The following is a 22,220-nucleotide window of genomic DNA, read 5'->3' on the forward strand; positions in this document are numbered from 1 at the left end:
TTGGGAAAAACGACAATTCCGGGCCTGCGACGCAGTTTATCACAACCTTCGTTGAACATTATGCAACGGAAACTTTACCGGGCAGGCCCTCCCCCGGGACGCTCAGCCCTGTATTTAGGTAAATTATGGGCATGGTTGACGTACTCGAATACCTTGAATACCGCGACTTCCTGAAGGACTGGTTTGCCGAGAGCAAGAAGGACAACCCGTTCACCAGCTATCGTTACCTGAGCCAAAAGACCGGCGTGGACCCGGCCTGGCTCGTACGCGTATTCCAGAAGGGCGGGCACCTGAACGAGGACTCGCTCCCAGTATTCATTCGCCTCTGCAAGCTCGACGACCGCAGGGCCGAGTACTTCAAGACGCTCTACCGCTTCAACAAGACGAAGGCGAAGCAGGCGCTCAGCGAACTTTACTACAAGTTAATGGAACTGCGCGAGATGGAAACGCGCGTGCTCACCGAGCCCGAACTCGCCTATTTCGGGAGCTGGAGCTGTGCGGCACTCCGCGCGCTCATCGGAATCACGAAGGACACGAGCGACATTCCGGAACTTGCAGGCCACCTGAACCCGCCCATCTCGCACGACGAGGCACGCAGCGCACTCGAGATCCTCAAAAAACTCGGGCTTGTCGCACCGGACGGCAACGGCGGCTGGAACATCACCGACCAGATTCTTTCTACCGGCGGCGAGGTCAAGAGCCGCGCGGTCCGCGACTTCCACAGGCACACGATAGAACTTGCGCAGGAATCCATCGACCGCCACCAGCCCGAAGAACGCGACATCTCGAGCGTCGTGTTTACCGCGGCTGAAGAGGACCTGCCCGAAATCAAGCACCGCATCGAGGAATTCCGCAGGGGGCTTTTGCAGTTTGCCCGCAAGAGCGAGCGCGCCGACCGCGTTTACGCCCTGAATATTGCGATGTTCCCCCTCTCCGACAGGGTCGATGACCCCGCAACGGCGGAAGATAGCCCGGCTACCCCGAAAAAGGAGGGCTAGGCGATGCGCGGACTTTTCAAAAATATGTATCTTTCGAATGTGCAGAAAGATTTTTCCACATTCGGCCTGGGACTCATCGCGCTAACAACAGCGGCGATGCTTTCTGCATGTTCCGATAGCGACAAAACCGCAGGCGGAGGCCCGAGCGGCACCGAGGCAGGTAACGCCATCACAGCGCAGATTACCGTTGCGGGCCAGCCGGCCGCATTCGCACGCGTAAAACTCAGCGAAAGCGAAAGCCTTGACGCAAGCGAGAGCGAATTCGCCGAAGCGGATTCCAACGGCAAGATCGTCTTCGAGAACGTGGCCGAAGGCACATACACGCTGGAAGCGAAACTCGACAACAAGGCTCTCCAGAAGGAAGTTTCCGTCGAGGGCGACGACGTGGACCTGGGCAAGGAATCCCTCGAAGAGACGGTTTCCATCGAAGGTTCCGTGGGCAAGGGCATGGAAGGCACGGTGAAGGTCCGCGGCATGTCGCATTCGGCAAAAGTTACGGACGGCAAGTTCTCCATGGACTCCCTGCCCGCAGGGCCCATCAGCCTGGTGTTCATCCCGAACGAGAAGGGCGCCGACACGAGCAGCACCTACATGAAGGTTGTCGCGGGCGAAAGTTCCACCGCGAGCACGTTCGCCGAAGAAAGTCGCGCACTACTGCTTGACGACTTCCAGGATTCCAACTACCAGAACCGATTCATGCCCGCACGCACCTACGATGGCGGCTGGTGGTATTTCGCCTATTCCAAAGAAAACGTGACCCCAGAATTCATCACCGACACAGTCCAGCACAGGTTCGAACTCGCGGTCGAAGAAGACGGGAACATCGCGGCCCACGTGGCGGCGACATTCGGCGAGACCATCAAGGATTCTACCGGCGAAGCCATCTGGCCCTGGGCAACGGTCGGCATTGAGCTCGGCAAGAGCAACAAGGCTCTGTGCAACGACATTTCTTCCGTGGATTCCATCGCGTTCCGAGTGAAAGGCGAAGGCGCCATCGTTTTCGGCCTCGTAGACGAGACGCAGAAGAAAGAGGACCAGCTCATCGCGCAGTACGAAATCACGCTCGGCGAGGACTGGGCCCGCTTCAGCGTGCCCCTGGCAGAAATCATCGACCCGCGTTTCTCGTACACCTGCGTGAACCAGCTCGTGTGGAGATTCAAGCCCAACAACGAAGAAAAGACCGTCATCTTCTGGCTTGACGACATCGAGCTTACCGGCGGCAAGCGTCTGAGCATCTGGAAGCGGTAATGTCCGGGGCTCGCGCAGTCACCACAAACCAACCCGATATATACGACAAACTCGAAGAGGTCGTGCGCAAGTACGCATCGACCGAATACCTGCGCCCTATCGCGGACCATACGCGCATTGCGTTTGCGGAAGCGGAAAAGTTTGTTTTAAACTTTTATGAGCAAAAGATCCCCACCTTGGTGGCCATGCGCACTAAACAACAAGTTGTTAAGTGCTGTCCGCCCGCCTGCGCGGGGATGACAAATCAGGGTACAGGGGGCAACGAAGGCGGTGCCGTCCGCGGCACATACAAAGTAATTCTAGATTCGGGATGCGGCACAGGCGAAAGCACGCTAAACATCGCGATAGCAAACCCGGACGTTCCCGTAATCGGCATCGACAAGTCGGCAGCACGCCTCACGAAGGCGGGAGGCGCGGGTTTAAACGGCGCTGCAGGTTTAAACTGCGCCGCCCCGCGAAACGCATTCCTCGTGCGCGCGGAACTGCTCGACTTCTGGCGTCTCGCCCTCGGGAAGGTCAAGGCGGGACAGTGGCACATTCCCTACCACGCGCTCTACTACCCGAACCCCTGGCCCAAGCAGAGCGAAGCCACCCGCAGGTTCCACCTGCACCCGATTTTCCCGACGCTCCTGCAACTCGGAGATACGCTCGAACTGCGCACCAACTGGGAATTATACGCGAGGGAATTCGCGGAGGCGGCACGCGTTGCCACGCCCGATTGTTCAATCGCCCGCGAGCCTTTTGACCCCGAGCGACCCATCACCGCATTCGAGCGCAAATACAAGGAAGCCCGCCAGCAACTGTGGCGGGTTACCATCAATCACGTGTAGATTGAATTACCGGCGGTCGCCCATCCACCGCACGAACGCCTTCAGGTCCTTCGTCGTCTGGACAGTTACCTGCGATTCCTCGCGTACCAGGAATTCCGAAAGCCCGTACTTGTCGCCACTGGAGCCCCAGTCATACGTGTAGCCCAGGCGAGTCCACGGGTAACCGCCCTCAGACTTGTAACTCGCGCTCCAGGTATTGTCGAACCAGTTGCGCAGCCACATCCCGAGGCTATCCAGCTGGGAATCGTCTTCCTCGTTAAAGCGGCAGGTCATCTCGGAACTCGTGACATCCGGGATATACGCCGGGCGGATCATGTCCTTCGGGGAAACCCAGAACATGGTGAAGTGCGTGATGTTCTCCTCGCGCGGGAGCCCGAGCAGCTGGCGCAGGCGAAGCGGCCAGTTGCGCACGCCCTTGCTGTTCATCTTGTACCATTCAAGGAATTCCCTGTCAGAGAACACGCGCATGTCCTTCGTGACCGTATAGGGGGCGCCGTTCTCGAACTGGTCCGGAGTGGAATGCGCCGCAATCATCAGGACCTTGTCCTTTTCGGCATTCCATGTTACCTTGTCTGAATTTGTATCCAGCGAGACGAGCGGGCGGATATCTTCGCAGGAACCGTTCTTCGCCGCCTCGACCGCAGCCTTGTAGTTTTCGGCCAGCAGGGAATCGCGGTTCGCGAAACTCACCTTGCTGCCGTCGGTCTTGAGCACCTCGCAATACGGAATCTTGGACGGGTCGAGCGCGATTTCCGCCTTCTTGAACTCTTCCTCAATCAGGACGTCATTGTGGTCGAACAACCTGTCGCCCTGCACGAACGAAATCACAATCTTGCAGAGGCCGCTTTCAGGAATCACGATGCCCGAGGCACCCTTGTTCTCGGATGTGGTATCGAGCACGAACTTGTTCTCGTTCTCGCCACAGTTGTAGCTGTAACTGTAGAGCGTCGCAGGGCCGGACTTGAGTTCCGCAAAGAAGAAGTTATCCTGTTCCTCGCTCCACGTGGGCTTCACGACAATGGTGGAATCGCCAATCTTTGCGTAGTGCGGAGTCGCCTCGCTGCAGTAGAAGGCCGCCTGCCGGAATATGCCAACAACACCGGTCTTGCCCTTGAACGCAGCCTCATTCTTGTACTTGTAACTATGGGCGCACGCCAAAAGCAATAGCACGGCACCCAGCAAGGCCAACGGAACGATTCTTTTCATTGCGACACTTCCTTTTTACGCGTTTGTCATAAATATATAAGTTTTTCGAGAATCACGCCCGTAAAAATTTGGGAATCCCGGCCCTTTTCGGGGCCACCTTGTATTTGGGCGTTCCCCACCTTGGTGGCCATGCGCACTAAACAACAAGTTGTTACGTGCTGTCCGCCCACTGGCGTGGGTCGGGCTATATTTTATGGGTTGCCCGGTTCTCCACAAAGTGGATAACAGCGACTAAGAACTAAAGTTCTAAGTCTTGTATAACTCCGTTCCCGCCCAACCTCATAAAACGGAGCCTTACACTTGTCATCCCCGCGAAGGCGGGGATCTCCATTGCAAGTCTCCGCCCCAAGGGGTCACTATCCCTAACGCGAATGAATTCAAAAAAGACCGCTCCTGTCAAGTATCCAGCAACCCATAACTCGCAAAGTCAAACGACCCATCAGTATTTGGGTTATTGTTTGAAAAGTCCCACGGAAAACCATCTATTTCAGAAAAATATGGATGAGCCAGCCGTTCCGCAATAATGAACCGATTACTGGGGATTTCTTTTATATTGTTTTCAACATGTTCTCTATGCAAAGGAGGAATATTCGTCCCTTGTGTTGGACCTTGCAGATCCTTGTTTGCATGCTCTATTGTTGAATGGTAAAAATTGAAATCCGCACCACCGCCGAATGCATAATACATGATTTTCCCTCGATTTTTACGTTGTTCAGCCATTAGTTTTTTGTCCGTATTATCAGCAGCAGTTATTCCACGAACGAAGCCACTTCTAAAATCAAGCGATTTCTGTTCTATTTTTGTCAGTGGAGGAAACCCTGAACCATATTTTGGGAGTTTCACATCCATCTTCTTTAGTTTATCCACACATTCCAAGCGATTTCTTCTATACTCCATAGGATAAAAATCTCTCAAAAGAACTTCTACTCCTAAAGGCATAACAGTTTGTGAATATATGCGGGTTTTCTTTTCTCCATTTTCCTGCTTTATTGCTATTGTTGCACAATCAACAGTTCCGCCACCTACATCAAGAATCGTATAAATTCCATCATCAGTAGAATGCTTTTCAATAAACCACAAAGCTTCAGCATAGAGTTCAGGAATTGTATCTAAAGACGAATCAGAAAAATTTTCATTATCATCTATAAATCCATCTATCGCGTCCACAGATAAAAGTTCAAAATCAGATTGTTGGCTCAATGCAAACCCTATATTCAAAGCTCTATCATAAATACCCTTATGTCCATCGCAGAAATTATCTATAGGGCAACCCATATTGAAGAAAAATTTTATATCATCAGTTTTACATTCTCGGCAAATAGAGTCTTTCACAAGTTTGATTACTTTCGCTAAATAAAATGCAGAACAAATCAAGCTTATGCTATTCTTGATTTTCGGATTTTTCTCACAAATTTTACTAGCCGCCAAAAAATCATTGTTTATTAGCCCATACTTGAAATACTCTATTTTTTGAAGATTTTCATCGTTTTTCAATGACAAAGTGTTGTTTTGGGCGGAATAGAATAATACTGAAGGCAGATAATATCTTTCGGGATTATTCGTTTCAAATTGAATGGCGAATTTCCCGTAATCTGAGACACTACAGAACACCTTGGTAAAACTCGTTCCAAAGTCAATTCCAACAATAGCTCTTTTCGATTTGCTTTTTTGGGGAAAAACTATATTTTTTCGTTCAGCATGATGCCGTGTTTTTTTTGTTGTTGAATCTATCACCTTTGACGGCCGAATAATTTCGCTTTTATAACGCTCTTGCACTTTAGGAGGCTCGCGCTTTTCGAGAACATCAAACGGTCTTTCTTCCGCTACGGTTTTTACTCCTGAGGATTTTATTGTCTCTCGTCTATATTTCTCCTGAACTTGTGGAGATTCATGCGTTTTCTCATTTGATGAAAGAAATAAATTCTTAATCAGGTCAAATAATTTCATTGCGTCCTATTCTCCACTACTCAATATACAGCAATCCCAAGCATATTTCTGGATTTTCACATTGAACTGCCAGTTTTTGCTCGACATCATCAATCTGATTTTTTAATCTCTCTTGAATAGACTTGATTATACTTTCCTGCAATTTGATGTAACGTTCTTTTTCTTGTGAAGTTTGTCCCGCATTGCTTTTTATGGTTTCGATACTTTGTTCTGCCTGTTCTATTTTCCTAGCGGCCGTTGTAATTAGGGAAATTTTTTGTTGCTCGCAAACACCTCTGTTATCATCCTCAAATTTTTTTTCATAATTCTGATATTCTTCATTAGCATTATTTCTAATCAAGTCAAGAGCATCATAGGCATCTCTTAAATCACAATACTCGTTCCATCGTTGATTATTCTCACCAAACATATATGCATCAGAAACAATTTTTTCCGCTATTGCAGGTTCTAAACATTCTTGAGAGTCAACATTACACACGTAATATTTTAGCTGATTCTCTTTTTTAAAACCTTTTGCTTTCCATTGCTGAATGTAGTAAACATACATTCCTAGCGGAGCTTCTACATTGTCAGGATGATATTTTATAGATGAGCAACCATAAGGGACTGAGGGTTCGTTTAAACGCTCTTCAGTAATCCATTTTATTAATGGATGAGAATAAGAAATGACTTCTTTAGAACGTTTCACATCATCCTTGATAGAGGCGTCAAAGAGACACAGCGTTTCTTGATTATCAAATTGCAACGATGAGCGCGATCCATCTTTTTTCAGATAATCACTAAACCGTATAGCAGCCTTATGCGACAACTTGATTATTAAAGCATCCTTGTAAATTGCATCATTTTTTATAATACAACCTTGCCATTTTTCAGTTAAATAATCCTCTACATAAAATCGCAAATCAATGGGCCTTATGTACCGTTGCGTTTTATTTGCATTTATAATATTATTTGTAATCAATTCCTGGAAAGCAATGCTATTAGCTGCATTTTTTTCGATATTTTCTTGATCCATCTTTTTCTTGCATATGGTGTCTATAATCTTTTCGTATTGTTCTTTTTTTTGGGAATTATATACAATGTTCCACCCGCCACAGTTCTGTAAATTTTCTTAAACACATTAGAATGGCAAAATATCTGCCTTGCGGTCTTGTCGCCTAGTCACTATATTGTAGTATGGATAGTATGGTGCTATAGAGTAAATAGCATAAGGAGTTAGAATTATGGCTTTGAAGATTAAAGTCCACGAAAGAACACAAGGTTCAAATGAGCATATTCAAGAATCGGATATGTTTGAAATGGCTTGTTTGCGTAAAAAGCGGACAGGATTGCCTGTAAATATCTATGTGGATGATAGTGGTCAATGGAAGGAATCGGGACACGCCAACAGGATTAAATTTCAAAACAACAAAGGCGACCATCCCGTTACACGGGGAATGATACCTATGTCTATAGACGATGACCCTGTTGTATTGGTGGATAACCCTAGAATGGAGTTATCACAGGCTGACGTTAATGCCGTTAAGAAATTTGTTACTGCAAATAAGGATTTGTTAAACAGGTTGGGCGAAGATTTGGACATTGACGATTTTATTAAAGCGATGGTTACAGTATAATACTAGCACAAGGAGTTAGAATTATGGCTTTGAAGATTAAACTGCACGAAAACCGTTCCATTGTTGAACAAGATATATCCGAAATGGCACGGGTCGGATTTGCCGACAAGTTGGAAGTGTCCGTATGGACGGATGATGGCGGTGAAGTTCCACACGTCCATATAACCAATAAGGAACCTCCTAGTAAATCTACAAGTATAAACTTGTGCGTTCAGTTAGAAAAATCCGAATACTTCACACACGGGAAATATGACGGAACTCTAAATGCTTCGCAGCGTAAGGAGTTCAACAAGTTTATGCACCAACCTCACAAGCAGGGAAAGTTTGCGTCTAACTATGAGTATGCGGTATTTCTTTGGAATGACAACAACTCCACACACGAAATCAAACTACGGACTGACGAAAACGGGAATATAGTTATACCCGATTATACCAACATTGCGGATTATAAATCCAACAAAGATAAAGGTTAATTTAATAATCCAAACTACTGACACTTTCTGTCATAAATTTTGTATATATTTTATAGTGGAGGCATCCACTATGAACGACCACGTAACCATCTCGCTCTACAAGATTCTCAAGAAGTTCCCCGACAACGAAACCGCCCGAAAGTTCCTTGAACGGAAGCGTTGGGGTGACACGCCCACCTGCCCGTATTGCAGTTACACACATTCCGTAGCAAGGACAGACAAGAAACTAGGCTTTTACCGTTGCAACCATTGTCGCAAGGAATACTCCGTAAGAACCAATTCCATATTCGCAAACTCCAAGGTAGGGCTAGACAAGTGGGTTATCGCTATGTACTTGATGGTCACGGCTCGCAAGGGTGTATCTAGTATGCAACTCTCCAAGGAACTTGATATAACGCAGAAGACCGCCTGGTTCCTGTGCCACCGCATCCGCTCCGCTATGGGCAACGGGAAATACAGCGGTCTGCTGCAAGGCATCGTGGAAATGGACGAAACATATGTGGGCGGTAAGGAAGCGAACAAGCACAACTCCAAGAAACTGCACGAAGGACGTGGCTCCGTGGGCAAGACTCCCGTGGTGGGCATCGTGGAGCGGGGCGGTCGTGTCCGTTCGTTCGTCACCGCAGACACCACCCAACTCACCTTGCAGGGTTTGGTCGCCTTGAACGTCCAAAAGGGTGCTGTCGTCAATACAGATGAATTTAGGGGATATGGCGACCTGTCCGAAAAGGGGTATGTCCACAACAGGGTGAACCACTCCGCTAAACTCTACGTGGACGGCAAGGCATATACGAACGGCATAGAGAGCGTGTGGAGCCTTGTCAAGCGTGGGTTCTACGGCACGTTCCACAAGTTCACCTTGGAGCACCTGCAACGCTATGTGGACGAGTTTGACTTCCGATGGAACAAGGGGAACTGCAAGGTGCCCACGGACGAGCGCATAGACTCACTTGTGTGTGGTTGTTGGGGCAAGACTTTGAACTATAGGACACTTGTTGCGTAGTATCTTGTTATAAACTCTTGGAATATGTATATTTCTATGGAAACCATTGCAGGAGTTCCGAATGACCGAGAAGTTCGCCACCGAAATAGAAGGGCAGACCGATTTCTATGACAGATTTCTGTCCCGAATCAATCCCAACAAGACTACCGAAGAAATTATCGCCAACAACAATGACGGAGTTCTTAACGGAAATCTGCTTGAGTTCAAACTCACCGTAAAGGACTTGAACGAAGTCCTGTTTCAGTGTGTGAAGTATTTGTCTGCTTTACGCTTAAAGGGTATTCCTGTTCCCGCCAATATCGTGATTATAGACTTGAATGCCACTAGAGCGTATCTTTATAATTCAAATGACTATCTTGGATTTATAGAACAGATTTATATTGGTGGGGCATCAAAGAACAATACGGGGTTTATTGGGAACGACCCTATCAAGATGTTGGACTATTCCAAGGCGTTATATGCGGAAACCTTGATTGCTACCCTAAAGGAAACCAACTTCACTAAAATCCATATAGACGAGAACTGCATTGTCGGTTGGGCAGAACATTATTATAGGAAGAACCAAACTGCTAGGAAGGAGGACTTTCTAGGCGATGAAAAGGGCAAGCACAAGACAGTCGGTGAAATCCGCAACCCGACGATTTTCAAGGATTACATCTATCCGTACGAGGGTGAAACGAATGTCAAGTTCAATTACTTAATGGATAAACTCAATGACACGCTCTTGAAGAAAAATCTTGGGGCTTTCTATACGCACCCGCTATATGCACAAAAGGCTGTTGAACTTGTGCGTATGGCTATCAAGCGTGTCCCCGAAGGGAACGACTATATCATTCTTGACCGTTGTGCGGGAACGGGAAACCTTGAAACGGCTTTGAGCGATGAAGAACTGTCACATTGCATAGTATCTACAATAGAGTATTACGAATACAAGGTCTTGCAGGAACTTGTAGGCTCAAAGGTAAGGGCTATAATACCCCCGATAGAAACGAAAGAAACTTTCAATGCAGGATTAGTCTATGGGTCGGATGCCCTGTCCAAGGAATTTGTAGAAAACGAAGTTATCGCCCAATACGTGAACGACCCTAACTGCACGATAATCCTCTTTGAAAATCCACCCTATTCCGAAACGACATCCATAGAACACCAAAAGAAGAAAAAGGGCAAGGAATCTACCGTGTGGAAGCAGTCCTATATCGTTAAGGAAATGAAGAAGGAAAAAATCAAAGGTACGGCTTCAAACGATTTAGGAAATGCCTTTATTTGGTCGGGATTCAAATACTATCTACGACAGCCTACGGATAGTTTTGTCGTGTTTTCTCCCGTAAAGTATTGGAAAGCCCACCACTTGATAAACAAGAAGATAATTGAAGGCTACGCATTCAACCGTAGGCATTTCCATACGCAGATTGATGCTTGCATTATGTGTGCCTTGTGGAGCAACGAACCCTCGGATATTACGGAGTTCAACATAAAGGGCTACAACATTGATGCCAAGACGGGCACGTTCTTGGACGAAGTGGTATTGCCCGTAAAGCGTTGCTATAGCCTTTACAGCGAAAAATTCTATGACAAGCGGGAATATGCTGACACAAAGGATGGCGTATTGCTAGACTTTGACGGAACCGAAATCAAGAAAGACCGAAGTTCCGTTCGTCAAATTCCATTCTACAACGACAACATTATTGGCTATCTTGCGGTCAAGGGGGCAAACTTTGACAACCCCGATTCTAGTGTCCATCTGTTGAGAACGGCTGAATATGATGGGAACGGCTTTTATATAAGAACAACTAATTTCCTACAATCTATGCCTATGTTTGCAGCAAGTCGCTACATAACATACAATAGAGGGTGGACGGAGCGTTCTAGGATAATGAAATCCGCTGACAAGGCAGACCGATTCTTGGTGGATGCCCAAAGCGGTTGTTTGGACAATTTCTTGTTAAAATGTCTGTTATTTACCTGTATTGAAATGCAGAACCATTGCAGGTCGTTTACAGGTAGTGACGGCAGGTATTACAGGAACGAACTTTGCCTTGACGCAACCCACGGGGAAACCGTAGCATCCAAGGAATTGAAAAGGCTTGAACTGAATGAAACCGAAAGCAGGATTTTCAAGTTATACGAATCCTTGATTGGACACGTAAAAGAAACAAAAGAATACGATAGTGAATTGACCTACGGGATTTATCAAATTGCAGAAGAAATAGATACATCCTATAAGGACACAACATCCAAGAAAGGGAAAACTGTTTATAACAACATACAGGTTCATTCCGATTTAAGGGCTATGAAAGAACTTTGCAAGGAGTATTACAACCGAGAAATTGTCCCGATACTATTTGAATACGAGTTCTTGAAGTAGGGGAACACTACCCGTAGCGGTCTATACCACCAATACTACACCACGTATCGGGTGGAACATTGTATATAATTCCCTTTTTTTTCGATTTCTGTCAAATTTTTGTTCATCAAAATAAGAGCAATATCTCTAATCGGTTCACCTAGAATCTCATCTAAATCTCCGATGGAACTTTCAAATATATCAATGCGTTCATATAGTTTTTGCAACACCCTATCTTCTACGCTGTCTTCGCAATACATATTAATGATATTTATTTTTTCGGACTTCTGCCCAATTCTATCAATACGGCCAATTCTTTGTTCCAATTTCATTGGATTCCATGGGAGATCGTAATTTATTTCCGTATCACAGAATTGCAAGTCAAGACCTTCCGCTCCAACTTCTGTTGAGAGAAGAATCGTTATAGACAAATCATTTTTAAATACATCAATCACCTCTGCTTTATTTTGAGTTATCCCGCCCATCATACTGATGCAATAAATTCCGTCTTCCTTAAATCGTTCCTCAAGATATTTTATCGTGCTCCTGTAAAAAGAGAAAAGAACTATTTTTGAACCGGGATACTTTTCCTGTTGATTTCGAATACATTCTAGTGTTGCTTTATATTTCGAATCTTCACATCTCAATCTTTCATAATCAAATCCATTATTGATTATGATTTCATAAATATCTGGATGAGCATTAATTAAGTCGTCTTCCCCCTTTAACGAACGTTCACCATCTTCAAGCAGAATTTCTCCATTGGAATCATAGCTAAAAAAGCTATCAACCAACGATCTCCACGACGAAATCGTTGCCGGCAGGCAGCTTGCCATTTGTCTTTGGCGTCCAATAATCCTAAAAGTGGTAAGACTTTCTTGTGCAAATGATGCCAATTCCTGCAAAGCCTCTGTCACTTTCGTATAAACAGAACGTTCATATTCACTAAGAGCAAATGGATATTGAATGGGGTTACGTTTGCGAAGATTTTCAAACGCATCACATTTTCTAGTTCTTGTCACATAATTTGAATAAAATACCTTTTGCGCAAAGAGTTCATAATACCTCATGCGTTCTTGATTGTCAGCTATTATTCCCCTCAAATCCTTTTCAAACGCATCAACAAAAGAAGGATTACTTTTGTATGTAGGCCCATCTTTTATCTTCAACAATAAATCTCGAATATTCGTCTCCGGAATTTTATTTCTTAATCCATTGGAGAGTTTTATATAATTCTGCCCTTCCTCCAATTGATATTCAAATGTTCTTTTATCAAAGAAAACATCGGAATCTAGGATTTTTAAAAGGTTAAACAGGTTCGACGATTCTGTTTGTATAGGTGTTGCCGACAATAGCAAAACATGATTTGCATTTTTTCTAAGAGCCATTGTCGTATGATAATTAGCAGTCTCGCTGTTCCTTGCATTATGAGCTTCATCAAAAACAACCAAATCTAATAAAGGATTAAACGAACTATCCATTCTCTTTAGTATATCATTTATTTTTTCTTTGGAATCTTTTCTACGAGATGGATTTTGGTCATCATCTTTTTCTTTAAAGCGAATTCCTTCAATACTTGTAATCAGTAAAAATCTTTTTTCGTTTGGAATTCGCTCTGTTTCTTCAAAATTTTCTAATAGCTCTTTTGCATCAACAATTGTCGCTTCCTTTGAGAAGAATCTAGAAATGTCTTTTTTCCATTTTTCGCACAATGCTGCAGGACAAACAATTAATAATCGTCGGCTATTTTCACGAGCAATTAATTCCTCCCAAATATACATTGCTTCAATAGTTTTACCGAGACCAACCTCGTCTGCAATTAAGAGTTTTCCCGCTGTAGATTCAATAAACTTAAAAACAGGTTTGAACTGATGTGCTAGAAACTCAGTTGCTCTATTTCCCATAGAGTAGTAAATATTCGTCACATCACCCTTTATTCGAATGAATGATAAAATTCGCTTAAGTTCGGCAAGACCAAGAAAATCACCATTTTGAAATTTGTCATCCAAAGATTCTGTCGACTCAAGTTCAAGAAATTCTTCTTTAATAATTGGTTGTTCTTGCTGATTTACGAACACCTTCCATCTCACACTAGAGCCGACCATTCTTTTTTCTAGAATAGTTCCTCTTTTGTTGTCATTGACAATAACAACCAAGTCACCAGGTTTAAACTTGTCGGCCATACCAATCCTCAGATTTTTTCACTTTTTTCTTTAAAATTATATAAATATGGGCGGAAGGAGATTCCCACTTGCACAGGGATAACACAAAAAAAAGAAAAGAACCTGATTTTAGAGCAAAAATGACATTTGCTAAAAAAATTTTTTGAACAATATTTTCCAAAAATCATGCAAAATACCATATTCCGACTCACCGTTTTTGATTTTCACGTAAATCAGCATCTCACTCGCATTTTGTAGACGGCAAATTCACTTTCAACCTTTCCGTCACTTTCTTTATCAACTCTGTCTCAATTTTAGATTCGTTCGGTAAGCGCAACCGTAGTATGAATTCACGAACAAGTCGCCGAACAAAAAGTTCCTCGGAAATCGTCTCATCGGTGAGATTTTCTAGGATTTCGGCGTAGTCATCATATTCTTTAGACGCCTCTGGAAGTGACATTACCCATTCGTAAATTTCTCGGAAGAATGCTTTTAACGATGTTTCATCCAAATCTGGTCTTTGTCTATCATAATAAAAGAAGACTGAATCGGCCAATTCCTCGAATGTGTCGTCTAAAAAGCCTTCTTCTGATTCGCACTCTACGCCATCGCAATAATAGGAAGAGCAAATTTCGTTCCCTTCGGAATCAAATTCTTGGCATAGACCGTTAAATTGGTCTCTAAATATATACATCTGTCTTTTTATACAGCCACTTTCATGATAAAATTTGGCTATTCCGTTTTTGCAAATGAATGATTCTTGGAGAATTCCGTTTTCGTCAAAAATTTCGTATTTGCCATCTACGATTTGTCCATTCTTATATTGTGTTTTAGATTGTAACGCTCCGTTTTCGTGATAGACGAACTCCATTCCATCAGGCAAGAAACCATTCATGTCAACTTCACGACATATAGAGCCGTCATCGTAATATTGTGTAATATGAGAGCCACAAGCATCACCATCAATATACATCGTTGATCTTACGACAGCCCCGTTGGCAGAAAAAATCTTTTCAAAACCTTGTTTGACACCATTTTCATAAGGGGTCTCTTTTTCTAGAGTACCATCTTCTTTATATTCTTTCGCAATACCTTCTGGAACACCATTACGATAAGGAGTTTCGCTCATCATGGCTCCGGATTCAAAGAAATATTTTTCAATGCCATCCTTTTTTCCGTGAATATAAAAGGTCTCGCTTCGCATGGTTCCGCTTCTATAATAAGAATGTTCTGCGCCGTCCTCAAGACCATATTTGCCAAAGAAAGTTTCTTGTGCCAGCGATCCGTCTTCATAATATGTTTTTGACGGGCCAAGAATGAGATCGTCTAAGAACAGGCTTTCTTCCTTAAGACCTCCATTTTCATAATAGACATGCAGCAGACCGTGTTTCTTGCCTTCCTTGAATGTGCATTCAAAGGCTAAATTCCCGTTTTCAAAATAGTCCTTCCGTTCTCCGTCAAGAGAGCCGCCCTTGAAGAAACACTCACGAGCAATCTGTCCATTTTCAAAGTATCCTTTGAATACTCCCGCATAAGCACCGTTTTTTAGGCCGAATATTTTTTTGATGTTCCCGTTTTCAAAAAAGACCGAGCAAAGACCATTTTCCCAATGTTCCTGTTCTAGGACGTTTCCATTCTCGCTATAAACCTCGACAATTCCATCAGCAACGACACCGTAGTTGTATGGACGGCATGTCCGGAGTTGCCCGTTTTCATAAAACTGCTTTTCGTCTCCAATTAACGCACCTGCATAATAAGTACAATCGAGAATAGTGGTCCCACTTTCTGTATAGGTGTATTCGTGGCCATACATTAAACCGTTTTTGAAAAAACGACTCCGTTTTAAGGCTCCACTTTCATAAAACTCGTTTTGTAATCCATCTCTATGTCCGTATTTGAAAGAGGAAGTCCAATTTAGTGCGCCACTTTCGTAGTATTCTCGTTCAAATCCTTCAGGCCTTCCGTTTTTTAGTTGTGTTTCAATCCGAATCCTTCCGTTATCATAGAAGAATTTTTCTGTACCATGTTTCTCGTTGTTCTTGTAAGGACATTCGTAAATAAGATGCCCGTTTCTGTTGTATTTCTTTTGTATTCCTTCGATTTTGTCGTTCGTATATGGCGTTTCAAACATTATATCGCCTGTGTCATAAAATCTCTTTTCTAAACCATCCCGCATACCGTTCCTAAAAAACACTTCTTCTCGAACGCATCCATTTTCATAAAAAGACTTATATGAGCCTTCTATTTTGCCTTGGCTGTATTCGCAAGAAACCTTGATGTTGCCATTTGGGAAATAACTTTTATATAAGCCTTCATAGCTAGTGCTGAAAAGCCCGTATTCAAGAATTAATCTATCTTGAGAATCAAACGCTTTGCATCGACAATTTGACCAAAATTCAGTTAAAGCAGGTTTCCCTTTTTCATCAAAAACAACAACGTTTCCATTTACGGGGCGCCCTTGTTGAAATAAAATTTTGCAGCGCAACTTTCCATTGTCATGGTAAGTTTCTTCAACTCCATCAAGCAAATCGTCCTTAAACATCGCCTTGCGGCAAATATTTCCATTTTCATAGTAGAGAATGCATAGTCCGTTTCTTTTGCCATCTACTATTGGACATTCAAGTTTCGGATTTCCGTTAGGGTAGCTGGTTTTTAAGATGCCATTTTCCATATATGCCCCGCCTTTGATGTTTTCCGTATCGCCATAAATATACATCCATTGCAGCGACAAAATATGACATTTGTGGTATGTATATTTGTAAGGGCAAGGTTCTATGCTGGTAACTTTCCTTATCGTGCTTGGCATATTGGCCCTTTTCGGGGCTGGTGACGCAGGGGATGCCTGCGCCATTACCTTGCTATTGAAGGTTCTGCCGTTCCTGATTATCGTGGGGATTGTGGCGTCGCTGGCGTTCTGCGGAGGGTGATTTTCCAGTAATCCTTTTTGTTCAATAATTACGAGGTCAAAACGCCTTTTTTATGCAAATTTCGACATTTTTGACACTAAAACCTCGTAAAATGCTCGTAATGAACTCGTAAAACGAGCGAAATTTACGAGATTTCTCAGAAAAATAATCTATATTCAAAATATCAAGATAAACCGCTACGAGAAGCAAAAATATTGTTTCGTAGCGAATTATACGAGGTCTTTATGGCGATTCTTGGTCGAAAAAAGGAAATTGGCGAACTGAAGCAACTGTATTCCAGCGACAAGGCCGAATTTGTCGCCGTTTATGGTCGCCGTCGCGTAGGCAAGACATTCCTTATAGACGAAGCTCTAAAAGGATCGATTACATTCCGCCACGCCGGACTCAGCCCGGTAGACGAAACAGGAGCATCAAACAATTCCAAGCAACAGCTTCAGCATTTCTACCAGTCGCTCCAGTTGCAGGGGATGAAAAAAAGCCATTGTCCCAAGAACTGGCTTGAAGCATTCTTTATGCTGGAACAGTTTCTCCAACAAAGGGATGATGGTAAAAGACAGGTCATCTTTTTAGACGAACTCCCCTGGATGGACACTCCCAAAAGCGGTTTCATAACCGCTTTGGAAAGTTTCTGGAACACTTGGGCATGCCATAGACAAAACCTGATGCTTATTGTTTGTGGCAGCGCCAATTCATGGATGCTAGACAATCTCGTCAATAACCATGGTGGTTTATATGGCAGAACCACTTACGAAATCAAGTTGATGCCGTTCACTCTATCCGAATGTGAGGCTTTCTATAAAAGTCAGGGTATTCAGATGTCGAGATACGATATAGCCCAGGCGAACATGATCCTTGGCGGCATTCCCTACTACATGACCTACTTGGCAAAAGGCAAAAGCCTCGCCCAGAATATCGATACGTTATTTTTTGATTCCAACGCCAAACTGAAAAACGAGTTTTCTCGTCTATTCGCATCCGTCTTCACTAGACCAGAAGATATGATTCGTATTGTCCGATTCCTATCGTCTCGTCGAAACGGTTTCACACGTGATGACATTGCTCAAAATACACAATTGTCCAACAATGGAGACTTATCCAAACAACTCAACGCCCTTACCGCTAGCGACTTTATCGAGAAATACTTTCCCTTTGGCGAAAGCAAACGAAAGCCTCATTACAAACTAATCGATCCTTTCTGCCTATTCTACCTGCGTTTCGTAGAAGGTCAAAAAAACATAGACCCGCAATTTTGGATGAATAACGTCGACTCTGCCAAGATAAACGCCTGGCGAGGCTACGCCTTTGAAGATTTGTGCTTTAGACACATAAGTCAAATAAAGCATGCTTTGCAGATTGCAGGGGTTACAACGACACAATCCGCATGGTCGTTACAGGGCGACGACAAACAGGTCGGAGCACAAATAGACCTTATCATATCTCGCAAGGACAACGTAATAAACCTGTGCGAAATGAAATTCTACAGCGAAGAATTCACCATATCTAGCGACTATCACAAGACTCTTGTCCACAGAACCAATCTCTTGCAGCAACAGGTATCTCGCAAAACAGCCGTCCACAATACACTCGTGACAACTTACGGACTCACCTATAATGCCTATTCTAGCGATTTCATGAATACTATCACGCTCGATGATTTGTTCAACACCTAACAACGTCAGCTAAATAAAAAGAGTCCTGCATCAACCACTATTCGGGGTTTTAGGGACGGAGCCACTAGGCGAAGGGGTAGCGGAAGACCCGACTGGGGCGGGTTATATAAAAGACGCCCACTCATTTGAGTGGGCGTGATTATAAGGGCGGGGTCGGGGCTGAAGCGAGGGGGACACTTCCCCCCTTTACTTAACGACGATGTTCACGAGCTTGCCCGGGACCACAATGGATTTCACAACAGTCTTACCAGCAGTAAACTCCTTCACTCTTTCGTTTTCAAGAGCGAGCTTTTCCAAAGCGGCCTTGTCCATGTCCTTGGCGACGGAGGCCTTCGCGCGGACCTTGCCGTTCACCTGGAACACGACTTCCACGGTGTTTTCCACGGCCTTGGAGTGGTCGGCTTCCGGCCAAGCGACGTTCGTGAGCGATTCGTTGTGACCGAGGATGCTCCACATTTCTTCGGCGATGTGCGGGGCAAACGGGTGCAGCAACTTCACGAAGGTTTCACACGGTTCGCGGTAGCGCTTGTCCATCTTCATCATTTCGTTGTTGAAGATCATCAGCTGGCTAATCGCGGTGTTGAAGCTCATGTTTTCGATGTCGCTCGTGACCTTGATGACGGTCTGGTGCATCACCTTCTCGATTGCTTCCGGAGCGGTTTCATCCACAAAGACCGGGGCTTCGTCAGAATCGCCGACAACGGAACGCCAGGCGCGGCCGAGGAAGCGGTTCATGCCTTCGATGCCCTTGGTCTGCCACGGCTTCACGGCATCCAGCGGGCCCATGAACATTTCGTACAAACGAAGGCTATCGGCACCGTAATCGCGCACGACGTCATCGGGGTTCACCACGTTCTTCAAAGACTTACTCATCTTCGCCACAATCTGCTTGAGCTCGATGTCGGTTCCCTTCTTGAAGAACTTTCCGTTCTTTTCTTCGACTTCGTCGGTCGGGACCTTGGAGCCCGCGGCATCTTCGTAAGCGAAGGCGAGAATCATGCCCTGGTTGAAGAGTTTCTGGAACGGTTCGTCGGTAGAGACGAGGCCAAGGTCGAAGAGCACCTTGTGCCAGAAGCGGCTGTAGAGCAGATGGAGCACGGCGTGTTCGGCACCGCCCACGTAGAGGTCCACGGGCATCCAGTACTTTTCGAGTTCCTTCGCGACGAAGGCGTCGCCATTGCAAGCGTCGATGTAACGCAGGTAATACCAGCAGGAACCTGCCCACTGCGGCATGGTGTTCGTCTCGCGGATACCCTTGCGGCCGTTCTTGTCCGTGACCTGGAGCCATTCGGTGGCGTTTGCGAGCGGAGACTGTCCGCCGTCACCCGGCTTGTAGTCCTTGAGTTCCGGCAACAGCACCGGAAGTTCGGAATCATCGACGGTAGAGATTTCGCCGTCTTCCCAGTGGATAATCGGGAACGGTTCACCCCAGTAGCGCTGGCGGCTGAAGAGCCAGTCGCGGAGCTTGTAGTTCACGGTAGCCTTGCCGATCTTGTTCGCTTCGAGCCATTCGATGACCTTCGCGATGCCCTGCTTCTTGTTGAGGCCGTTCAGGCAAAGCGTGTCGTTCTGGCTGTTGATGTAGGTGCCGTCGGCAGCCCAGCAAGCTTCGCCAGCGAGAACCTTCGGGCGAACGTCCTCGGGGCAGCTTGCATCGGGTTCCATGATGCAGATGACGGGCAGGTTAAACTTCTTCGCGAAATCGAAGTCGCGGGTATCGTGAGCGGGCACGGCCATGATGGCACCGGTGCCGTAGCCAGTCAAAACGTAGTCGGCGACCCACACCGGAATCTTCGTGCCGGTGAGCGGGTTCACGGCGTAGCTACCGGTAAACACGCCGGTCTTTTCCTTCGCAAGTTCGGTACGGTCGAGGTCGCTCTTCAAGGCAGCGGCGTGCACGTATTCTTCCACGGCGGCCTTCTGTTCGGCAGTCGTGAGTTCCGGCACCATCGCGTGTTCCGGAGCGACGACCATGTAGGTGGCACCGAACAGCGTATCGCAACGGGTCGTGTAGACGCGGAGCTTCTTTTCGGTCGGCTTGCCGTTAGCGTCGGCGATGGCAAAGTCCACTTCGGCACCGTAGCTCTTGCCAATCCAGTTCTTCTGCATGTCCTTGACGCCCTGCGGCCAGTCGAGCTTGTCGAGGCCCTTCAGCAGGCGGTCGCCATACAGCGGGATACGCATGAGCCACTGCTTGAGGTTACGGCGTTCCACTTCCTTGGTGCCGCACTTTTCGTGGCTGCCGTCGTTCAAGACTTCTTCGTTGGCGCACACAATCTTGCAGTGCTTGCACCACCACACCTGTGCGTCGGCGTAGTAAGCGAGGCGCTTAGAATCCTTGTACTTGCGGACTTCTTCCTTGCCCTTGGCTTCGACATCGGCAGGAATCGGGAGTTCTTCAATCGGGCGGCCCTTCTGCTGGTCTTCATCGAACCAGGTGCCGTAAAGGCGCTTGAAAATCCACTGCGTCCACTTGTAATACTTCGGGTCGGTGGTGTTGACTTCCTTGTTCCAGTCATAAGAGAGGCCGAGGCGCTTGATTTGGCGGCGGAAATTGTCGCAGTTCTTCTTGGTGGTAATGGCCGGATGCGTACCGGTCTGAATGGCGTACTGTTCAGCGGGGAGGCCGAATGCGTCCCAACCCATGGGGTGGAGCACGTTGAAACCGCGGCTGCGCTTGTAGCGGCAGATGATGTCGGTGGCGGTGTAACCTTCGGGGTGGCCCACATGGAGGCCCGCGCCACTCGGGTACGGGAACATGTCCAGGCAGTAATACTTGGGCTTGGACTTATCGGTGCCCGTCTTGAAAGTCTGATGTTCTTCCCAGTAGGCTTGCCACTTGGTTTCGATCTCTTGCGGATTGTACTTTGCCATTGCTTTATACCTCAGGTTGGTTCTGCCAGACGAAAGACGAAAGACGAAAGACGAAAGATTTCGTCAGCAGGTCAATCAGCAGCCGTCAGCAAAGCCTCTTTAAATTTTTCGGGGTTAAATTTAGCAAGAAAAAGGGACGGCGGTCAGCCATCCCGATGTTCAAAGCCCTTAAATGAGAGCGTTAATCTTCAATTAATTCTCCATCTTCATCGATTATTTCTTCCTCTATTACTTCTTCAAAGCAATCCGGGGCTGAATAATATGCCTGAGGCAACCACTGATCACGTTCATACTCATAGAGGGCGCTTCCATACCAAGGAAACTTCTCGGTAACCTCCGCAGGCGGCGTAAAACAGCACTGATTGTCCTTTTCTGGGTCTGGCTCGCCACATTGTTCTTGCAGAGCAGCATCAAAACGATTCTGTTTTGCAATCAGCGAATCAATCTGTGCCTGATTAGTCCGTTCCCAGACGCCATCGCCCTTATACACAAAGGATATTTCACCAGCCTGAGGATTCATTCCTGCCTGGAATATGTTCGACGAACCTTGCTTAACACAAGTGTCACCCACCTGCACGCCGGCAGTATCGCAAGTCAACGAAATATCGCCTTCCACCCAGGAACCGTTTTTACACCTTTTGTATGTATCGTACCCATACTTGGGATTTCCGACCCATTCAACTTTAACTTCACCCTCGTTCTCGGCATTGCAACCATCACCCATAACCGATGAGGAAGAAGCAATTTCATCACTCGAAGAGCCCGGCTGTTCCTCATTGCTTGCAGACGAGGAATCGTCGCCGCAGGCGACAAGTGCCATGGAAGCGGCAAACGCAAACGAAAACGCGCAAAACAAAGTCGTTATTTTATTCATAGTTTTTCTCCTTTATCCCACCAACGTGTAATATACATACAATTATGC

Annotated in this window: 16 protein-coding genes; 9 read left to right on the forward strand and 7 right to left on the reverse strand. The window is 45.9% G+C overall.

From position 1 onward, the window contains the following. Positions 1-131 precede the first annotated feature (131 nt). From BUA44_RS05445 to BUA44_RS05455, 3 genes are read left to right on the forward strand one after another with little or no spacing between them, the layout of a single operon-like run. Positions 132-998: a TIGR02147 family protein gene (locus tag BUA44_RS05445; protein ID WP_072809667.1), complete on the forward strand. Its 867-nt coding sequence runs from the start codon at positions 132-134 to the stop codon at positions 996-998. Between the two features lie 39 nt (positions 999-1,037). Continuing rightward, entirely contained in the window at positions 1,038-2,246 is a 1,209-nt protein-coding gene (locus tag BUA44_RS05450) for a DUF4198 domain-containing protein (protein ID WP_143151874.1), read from the forward strand. Next, positions 2,246-3,076, forward strand: a complete 831-nt coding sequence (locus BUA44_RS05455) for a tRNA (guanine(46)-N(7))-methyltransferase TrmB (RefSeq protein ID WP_072809463.1) — start codon at positions 2,246-2,248, stop codon at positions 3,074-3,076. Before BUA44_RS05450 ends, BUA44_RS05455 begins: the two co-directional genes overlap by 1 nt. 6 nt (positions 3,077-3,082) lie before the next feature. On the opposite strand, the gene BUA44_RS05460 is transcribed toward BUA44_RS05455, so the two are convergent. The 3 genes from BUA44_RS05460 to BUA44_RS05470 form a co-directional block, all read right to left on the reverse strand. Further along, positions 3,083-4,282 carry a hypothetical protein gene (locus BUA44_RS05460; RefSeq protein WP_072809466.1) on the reverse strand — a complete coding sequence of 400 codons (1,200 nt, stop codon included), beginning with the start codon at positions 4,280-4,282 and terminating at the stop codon, positions 3,083-3,085. Positions 4,283-4,678: 396 nt separating this feature from the next. Further along, positions 4,679-6,229, reverse strand: coding sequence for an acetate and sugar kinases/Hsc70/actin family protein (locus BUA44_RS05465; RefSeq protein WP_072809468.1), 1,551 nt, complete (start codon positions 6,227-6,229; stop codon positions 4,679-4,681). Between the two features lie 16 nt (positions 6,230-6,245). After that, a complete protein-coding gene (locus BUA44_RS05470; RefSeq protein WP_072809471.1) occupies positions 6,246-7,244 on the reverse strand; it encodes a hypothetical protein in 999 nt (332 codons plus the stop codon). Positions 7,245-7,452: 208 nt separating this feature from the next. On the opposite strand from BUA44_RS05470, the gene BUA44_RS05475 reads away from it, so the two are divergent. The 4 genes from BUA44_RS05475 to BUA44_RS05490 all read left to right on the forward strand — a co-directional run bounded on the left by BUA44_RS05475 (position 7,453) and on the right by BUA44_RS05490 (position 11,686). After that, on the forward strand, positions 7,453-7,845 hold the full coding sequence (locus BUA44_RS05475) for a hypothetical protein (protein ID WP_072809473.1): 393 nt from the start codon (positions 7,453-7,455) through the stop codon (positions 7,843-7,845). A gap of 23 nt (positions 7,846-7,868) precedes the next feature. Continuing rightward, positions 7,869-8,318, forward strand: a complete 450-nt coding sequence (locus BUA44_RS05480; protein ID WP_072809475.1) for a hypothetical protein — start codon at positions 7,869-7,871, stop codon at positions 8,316-8,318. A gap of 70 nt (positions 8,319-8,388) precedes the next feature. Continuing rightward, positions 8,389-9,321, forward strand: coding sequence for an IS1595 family transposase (locus BUA44_RS05485; RefSeq protein WP_072809478.1), 933 nt, complete (start codon positions 8,389-8,391; stop codon positions 9,319-9,321). A 61-nt stretch (positions 9,322-9,382) separates the two neighbouring features. Beyond that, positions 9,383-11,686 (forward strand): hypothetical protein, encoded by a 2,304-nt coding sequence (locus BUA44_RS05490; RefSeq protein ID WP_072809480.1) that lies wholly within the window; start codon positions 9,383-9,385, stop codon positions 11,684-11,686. A gap of 35 nt (positions 11,687-11,721) precedes the next feature. Here the strand turns inward: BUA44_RS05490 and BUA44_RS05495 are convergent, their stop codons facing one another. Then, positions 11,722-13,848: a DEAD/DEAH box helicase gene (locus tag BUA44_RS05495; RefSeq protein ID WP_072809482.1), complete on the reverse strand. Its 2,127-nt coding sequence runs from the start codon at positions 13,846-13,848 to the stop codon at positions 11,722-11,724. A 220-nt stretch (positions 13,849-14,068) separates the two neighbouring features. Further along, entirely contained in the window at positions 14,069-16,498 is a 2,430-nt protein-coding gene (locus tag BUA44_RS05500; protein WP_178348745.1) for a toxin-antitoxin system YwqK family antitoxin, read from the reverse strand. A 103-nt stretch (positions 16,499-16,601) separates the two neighbouring features. On the opposite strand from BUA44_RS05500, the gene BUA44_RS15610 reads away from it, so the two are divergent. Further along, entirely contained in the window at positions 16,602-16,754 is a 153-nt protein-coding gene (locus BUA44_RS15610; protein ID WP_178348746.1) for a hypothetical protein, read from the forward strand. A 224-nt stretch (positions 16,755-16,978) separates the two neighbouring features. Then, entirely contained in the window at positions 16,979-18,424 is a 1,446-nt protein-coding gene (locus BUA44_RS05505; RefSeq protein ID WP_072809486.1) for an AAA family ATPase, read from the forward strand. Between the two features lie 186 nt (positions 18,425-18,610). On the opposite strand, the gene leuS is transcribed toward BUA44_RS05505, so the two are convergent. Together leuS and BUA44_RS05515 are read right to left on the reverse strand one after the other, a co-directional pair. Next, positions 18,611-21,298 (reverse strand): leucine--tRNA ligase, encoded by a 2,688-nt coding sequence (gene leuS / locus BUA44_RS05510; protein WP_072809489.1) that lies wholly within the window; start codon positions 21,296-21,298, stop codon positions 18,611-18,613. Between the two features lie 181 nt (positions 21,299-21,479). Further along, on the reverse strand, positions 21,480-22,172 hold the full coding sequence (locus BUA44_RS05515) for a hypothetical protein (protein WP_072809491.1): 693 nt from the start codon (positions 22,170-22,172) through the stop codon (positions 21,480-21,482). Positions 22,173-22,220 lie beyond the last annotated feature (48 nt).

Source organism: Fibrobacter sp. UWR3, assembly GCF_900143055.1.
GTDB lineage: Bacteria > Fibrobacterota > Fibrobacteria > Fibrobacterales > Fibrobacteraceae > Fibrobacter.

What these genes read in the sequence shown, in the direction of transcription:
- BUA44_RS05505 (WP_072809486.1), top strand. Translation starts at nt 16,979, where the DNA reads ATGGCGATTCTTGGTCGAAAAAAGGAAATTGGCGAACTGAAGCAACTG.
- BUA44_RS05455 (WP_072809463.1), top strand. Translation starts at nt 2,246, where the DNA reads ATGTCCGGGGCTCGCGCAGTCACCACAAACCAACCCGATATATACGAC.
- BUA44_RS05445 (WP_072809667.1), top strand. Translation starts at nt 132, where the DNA reads ATGGTTGACGTACTCGAATACCTTGAATACCGCGACTTCCTGAAGGAC.
- leuS (WP_072809489.1), bottom strand. Translation starts at nt 21,298, where the DNA reads ATGGCAAAGTACAATCCGCAAGAGATCGAAACCAAGTGGCAAGCCTAC.
- BUA44_RS05475 (WP_072809473.1), top strand. Translation starts at nt 7,453, where the DNA reads ATGGCTTTGAAGATTAAAGTCCACGAAAGAACACAAGGTTCAAATGAG.
- BUA44_RS05490 (WP_072809480.1), top strand. Translation starts at nt 9,383, where the DNA reads ATGACCGAGAAGTTCGCCACCGAAATAGAAGGGCAGACCGATTTCTAT.
- BUA44_RS05465 (WP_072809468.1), bottom strand. Translation starts at nt 6,229, where the DNA reads ATGAAATTATTTGACCTGATTAAGAATTTATTTCTTTCATCAAATGAG.
- BUA44_RS05515 (WP_072809491.1), bottom strand. Translation starts at nt 22,172, where the DNA reads ATGAATAAAATAACGACTTTGTTTTGCGCGTTTTCGTTTGCGTTTGCC.
- BUA44_RS05495 (WP_072809482.1), bottom strand. Translation starts at nt 13,848, where the DNA reads ATGGCCGACAAGTTTAAACCTGGTGACTTGGTTGTTATTGTCAATGAC.
- BUA44_RS05460 (WP_072809466.1), bottom strand. Translation starts at nt 4,282, where the DNA reads ATGAAAAGAATCGTTCCGTTGGCCTTGCTGGGTGCCGTGCTATTGCTT.
- BUA44_RS05470 (WP_072809471.1), bottom strand. Translation starts at nt 7,244, where the DNA reads ATGGATCAAGAAAATATCGAAAAAAATGCAGCTAATAGCATTGCTTTC.
- BUA44_RS05485 (WP_072809478.1), top strand. Translation starts at nt 8,389, where the DNA reads ATGAACGACCACGTAACCATCTCGCTCTACAAGATTCTCAAGAAGTTC.
- BUA44_RS05500 (WP_178348745.1), bottom strand. Translation starts at nt 16,498, where the DNA reads ATGGAAAATGGCATCTTAAAAACCAGCTACCCTAACGGAAATCCGAAA.
- BUA44_RS15610 (WP_178348746.1), top strand. Translation starts at nt 16,602, where the DNA reads ATGCTGGTAACTTTCCTTATCGTGCTTGGCATATTGGCCCTTTTCGGG.
- BUA44_RS05480 (WP_072809475.1), top strand. Translation starts at nt 7,869, where the DNA reads ATGGCTTTGAAGATTAAACTGCACGAAAACCGTTCCATTGTTGAACAA.